The sequence below is a fragment of the Pseudomonas sp. NPDC099000 genome, assembly GCF_044759925.1.
Taxonomy (GTDB): domain Bacteria; phylum Pseudomonadota; class Gammaproteobacteria; order Pseudomonadales; family Pseudomonadaceae; genus Aquipseudomonas.
The window spans coordinates 1-4,671 of record NZ_JBIWAF010000055.1; the positions used below are offsets into that span (position 1 = coordinate 1).

The 4,671-nt window shown below is 58.7% G+C and carries 5 protein-coding genes; 4 read left to right on the forward strand and 1 reads right to left on the reverse strand.

Annotated features, from left to right (window positions below; genetic code table 11):
- Nucleotides 1-718: 718 nt before the first annotated feature.
- From rluC to ACIQV9_RS28860, 3 genes are read left to right on the forward strand one after another with little or no spacing between them, the layout of a single operon-like run.
- Nucleotides 719-1,681 carry a 23S rRNA pseudouridine(955/2504/2580) synthase RluC gene (rluC, locus tag ACIQV9_RS28850; protein ID WP_131062732.1) on the forward strand — a complete coding sequence of 321 codons (963 nt, stop codon included), beginning with the start codon at nt 719-721 and terminating at the stop codon, nt 1,679-1,681.
- Nucleotides 1,668-2,330 carry an HAD-IA family hydrolase gene (locus ACIQV9_RS28855; RefSeq protein WP_403108649.1) on the forward strand — a complete coding sequence of 221 codons (663 nt, stop codon included), beginning with the start codon at nt 1,668-1,670 and terminating at the stop codon, nt 2,328-2,330. Before rluC ends, ACIQV9_RS28855 begins: the two co-directional genes overlap by 14 nt.
- Before the next feature lie 24 nt (nt 2,331-2,354).
- Entirely contained in the window at nt 2,355-3,344 is a 990-nt protein-coding gene (locus ACIQV9_RS28860; RefSeq protein ID WP_403108652.1) for a S49 family peptidase, read from the forward strand.
- A 145-nt stretch (nt 3,345-3,489) separates the two neighbouring features.
- Here the strand turns inward: ACIQV9_RS28860 and ACIQV9_RS28865 are convergent, their stop codons facing one another.
- Nucleotides 3,490-4,068 carry a Maf family protein gene (locus ACIQV9_RS28865; protein WP_403108655.1) on the reverse strand — a complete coding sequence of 193 codons (579 nt, stop codon included), beginning with the start codon at nt 4,066-4,068 and terminating at the stop codon, nt 3,490-3,492.
- Nucleotides 4,069-4,174: 106 nt separating this feature from the next.
- On the opposite strand from ACIQV9_RS28865, the gene ACIQV9_RS28870 reads away from it, so the two are divergent.
- On the forward strand, nt 4,175-4,671 hold a 497-nt coding region (locus ACIQV9_RS28870; RefSeq protein ID WP_403108658.1), incomplete at its 3' end, for a YceD family protein.

Consider the following 4,671-nt stretch of genomic DNA (forward strand, 5'->3'; position numbering starts at 1 on the left):
AATCAGCATTCTTTTCATGTAGTACCGTCGGGTTCCGGGCTGCCGGAATCGGCGTTCGGCACACTCGATTTCTCAGGGTCGGTGTCAGGTGCGTCGGGAGTGGTTGGCGATTCCCGTGTCCAGCGATGTGCGGCCAATTGGGCCGTTATCGCGACGTACGCGTCCTGCTTGCTGTGGCTACTTAAGCACTCAGTCAGGAGGAGGAATCAACCAGCGGCTGTGGACGAGATGAAGCGTCTTGATAAAGCCTAATGCTACACAGTCCAGCGGTTGTGCATCTCCACCCTACACGTATCCCTGATAATTCGGGTGCTGCCGCGCGCAGAATCCGCAGCGGGTTGGCATTTACCGTGAGCTCCGAAGGGGGAGGTCACGCATCATGGCTAATTTAGGCGTTGTTTCCGAAGCGTTCGCTCGGGGTCGTCCTTAGCTGACTGCACTTTGTGAACTGGCCATGAATATTGGCTCGCAAGGCGAGTGAAAACTCTGCTTTACGGCTTGATTCAGGCCTCATGTCACCTGCGCTTGTTACAGCTGCAAACTCCACCGTTACGTAGCGAAAGCCCCGTAGGACGGCCTCGCGTCCTGGTGAATTGCGTTGGTCAGGGCCGGTTTTTGACCGTTAGTCCGCTGTCCAGGCCGCTTTTGGCGGCGTTCGCGACTATAGCAGCAATGATTAAGTGCTTCAATTCCATAAAAAATTGTTATCATCCGCGGCATGACGACTACTGCCCCTTCGACCCCAGCCGTACAACTGCTGGAGGTCTCGCCGGAATATGCCGGCCAACGTATTGATAACTTCCTTCTCGCTCGGCTCAAAGGCGTGCCCAAGACCTTGATTTACCGCATTTTGCGTAAGGGCGAAGTGCGAGTGAACAAAGGTCGGATCAAGCCCGAATACAAGCTGCAGGCGGGCGATATCGTGCGCGTGCCGCCGGTTCGCGTGCCTGAGCGCGATGAGCCGGTGCCGCTGGCCCAGGGCCTGCTGCAGCGACTCGAAGCTTCGATTGTCTTTGAAGACAAAGCGCTGATCGTGATCAACAAGCCTTGCGGCATCGCGGTTCACGGTGGCAGTGGCTTGACTTACGGCGTGATCGAAGCCTTTCGTCAGTTGCGTCCCGATTGCAAGGAGCTAGAACTGGTTCACCGTCTCGACCGTGATACCTCTGGCCTGTTGATGATCGCCAAGAAGCGCAGCATGTTGCGCCACCTGCACACAGCCTTGCGCGGCGATGGTGTCGACAAGCGCTACATGGCGCTGGTTCGCGGTAACTGGGCGGCCTCGATCAAGCAAGTCCGGGCGTCGCTGGGCAAGAGCAATCTGCGCTCCGGCGAGCGCATGGTCGAGGTCGACGAGGAGGAGGGCAAGGAGTCTGTGACCGTGTTCAAGGTGCTGCGCCGCTTCGGCGACTTTGCCACCCTGATCGAGGCCAAGCCGATTACCGGCCGGACTCACCAGATTCGCGTCCACACCTTGCATGCCGGCCATTGCATCGCCGGCGACACCAAGTATGGCGACGAAGGTTTCAGCAAGGAAATCCGCGATTTGGGCGGCAAGCGCCTGTTCCTGCACGCGTACCTGCTGACTGTGCCGCTGCCGGATGGTGGCGAGCTGAAATTGCAGGCGCCAGTGGACGAAATGTGGGCCAAGACCGTGGAGCGCCTGAGTGCACCCCTCTGATTACAAACTGCTGATTTTCGATTGGGACGGCACGCTCGCTGACTCCATTGGTCGGATTGTCGAGGCGATGCATGTCGCGTCCGAACGGTCCGGGTTTCAGTTGCGCGATGATTTTGCGGTCAAAGGCATTATCGGTCTGGGCTTGCCTGAGGCCATTCGCACGTTGTACCCGGAAATCGGCGATGCCGAGCTGGTGGCGTTCCGTCAGCACTACGCGGATCACTACATCGCCGCCGAAGCCGTGCCTTCGCCGTTGTTCGAAGGCGTGGTCGAGTCGATGGAGGTGTTTCGTGCCGAGGGTTATCATCTGGCTGTGGCCACGGGCAAGGCTCGTCGCGGGCTGGATCGGGTGCTGAAAGCCCATGGCTGGGAAGATTATTTCGATATCACTCGCGCCGCCGACGAAACCGCCAGCAAGCCCCATCCACTGATGCTTGAGCAGATTCTCGCGCATTGCGAGGTTCGCCCGGAGCAGGCGCTGATGGTGGGCGATTCGTCCTTCGATCTGCAGATGGCGCGTAACGCCGGTATGGACTCGGTGGCGGTCAGCTACGGCGCGCAATCGATCGACGCGCTGAGGCTGTTCGAGCCGCGACTGGCCATTGATCGTTTTTCCGAATTGCATGCCTGGCTGAGTCAGCGGGCTTAATAGGTTTTTGCTGGGGTAAATGTCATGACCGACGAATGGAAAGCGCCCGCCAAGGCGAGCGCAGAGAGCGGTGACGAAAAAAGCTGGAAGCTGCTGGAAAAGACCCTGCTGGCCAGTGTCCAGGAGCAGCGCCGGTCTCGTCGCTGGGGGATTTTCTTCAAGCTGCTGACCTTCGTGTACCTGTTTGGCGCGTTGATTCTTTTCACGCCGCTGATGGACATGGAAAAAAGCGCGACCCGCGGTTCCCACTACACGGCATTGATCGACGTGACCGGCATGATCGCCGACAAGGAACCGGCCAGCGCCGACAACATCGTCGGCAGCCTGCGTGCAGCGTTCGAGGACGAGAAGGTCAAGGGCGTGATCCTGCGCATCAACAGCCCGGGCGGCAGTCCGGTGCAGTCGGGTTACGTGTATGACGAAATCGTCCGTCTGCGCGGCTTGCACCCGGATACCAAGGTGTACGCGGTGATCTCCGACCTGGGCGCTTCCGGTGCTTATTACATCGCCAGTGCGGCGGATCAGATTTACGCCGACAAGGCGAGCCTGGTCGGTTCCATTGGCGTGACAGCGGCCGGTTATGGCTTTGTCGGCACCATGGAGAAGCTTGGCGTCGAGCGTCGGACCTACACGTCCGGCGAACACAAGTCGTTCCTTGACCCGTTCCAGCCGCAGAAGCCTGAGGAGACTCGGTTCTGGCAGGGCGTTCTGGATACCACGCACCAGCAGTTCATCAACAGCGTGAAAAAGGGCCGTGGCGACCGTCTCAAGGATAAGGAGCATCCAGAGCTGTTTTCCGGGCTGGTCTGGAATGGCGAGCAGGCTTTGCCGCTGGGGCTGATCGATGGCCTGGGGAATGCCAGTTCAGTAGCGCGTGATGTGATTGGCGAGAAGGAGCTGGTGGACTTTACCGTCCAGGAGTCGCCGTTCGATCGCTTCTCGAAAAAGCTCGGTGCCAGCGTGGCTGAGCAGCTGGCGATGTGGATGGGTTTTCACGGTCCGTCGTTGCGCTGATTCTCTGGCTGCACAAAAAAAACCGGCTTTTGCCGGTTTTTTTAAAGTCAAAAGATCGCAGCCTCGTTTCACTCGACAGCTCCTACATTGAAATGCGTGCCCTGTAGGAGCTGTCGAGTGAAACGAGGCTGCGATCTTTTGATCTTTAAGGGATTTGCACGCCTTCGGCCAGCAGCATGTCGATCAGGCGAATCAATGGCAGGCCGATCAGGCTGGTGGCGTCAGGGCCTTCGGTGCTTTGAAACAGGCTCACCCCCAAGCCTTCGGCCTTGAAGCTGCCAGCGCAGTCGTAGGGCTGTTCGGCGCGCAGGTAGCGCTCGATGCGTGCCGGGTCGAGGGTGCGCATGTGCACGGTGAAGGGCACGCAGTCGACCTGACAGTCGCCGGTCTGGCTGTTGAGCAGCGCCAGGCCCGTCAGGAAGGTCACGCTGGCACCGCTCGACGCCAGCAGTTGTTCGCGGGCCTTTTCGAAGGTGTGGGGCTTGCCGATAATCCGCTCGCCGAGAACCGCGACCTGATCGGAGCCGATGATCAGATGAGCGGGGTGGCTGCCGGCAAGTGCCCGGGCTTTTTCTGTGGCGAGGCGCTTTACCAGATCAATGGCGGACTCGCCCGGACGATGGCTTTCATCGATATCCGGCGAGCTGCACGTGAATGGCAGCTGCAGGCGGGCCAGTAATTCTCGGCGATAAACCGAGCTTGAAGCGAGTAATAAAGGCAGCATGCGCATCTCCTGAAGACAGGCGCGAATTCTAGCGGAGGCTTGCAAGTGACGGACAGGGCTGAATTTCCTTTGACATGGCTGGGTGCATCCCTATAATGCTGCGCCTATGTTGAATGACCCGATTCCACCTCACGTTGACCCGCGCAAATTGGCTGACCGTGGCACCACCCTTCAAGGTGAACTGCTGCTGGCCGATTTGGAGAGACTCTGCGACCCGCTTTCCGATACTGTCGGTACGGTGCAGGCTAAATTCGTTTTTGAACGAGATGAACGTAAGTCTGTGGTAATCCACAGCTTTATCGACACCGAAGTCAAAATGGTTTGCCAGCGTTGTCTTGAGCTGGTCACCCTGCCGATCCATAGCGAATGCAGTTATGCTGTGGTGAAGGAGGGTGCGAATACCCAGTCGTTGCCGAAAGGTTATGACGTGCTGGAACTGGGCGAAGATCCATTGGATCTGCAGTCACTGATCGAGGAGGAGCTTTTGCTCGCCTTGCCCATTGTGCCTGCTCATCATCCGGAAGAATGCCAGCAGCCGGCGGGTCTCGATGAGCCCGAACCGAGCGAGGACGAGGTCACGCGGGCCGTCCCGTTCAGTGTATT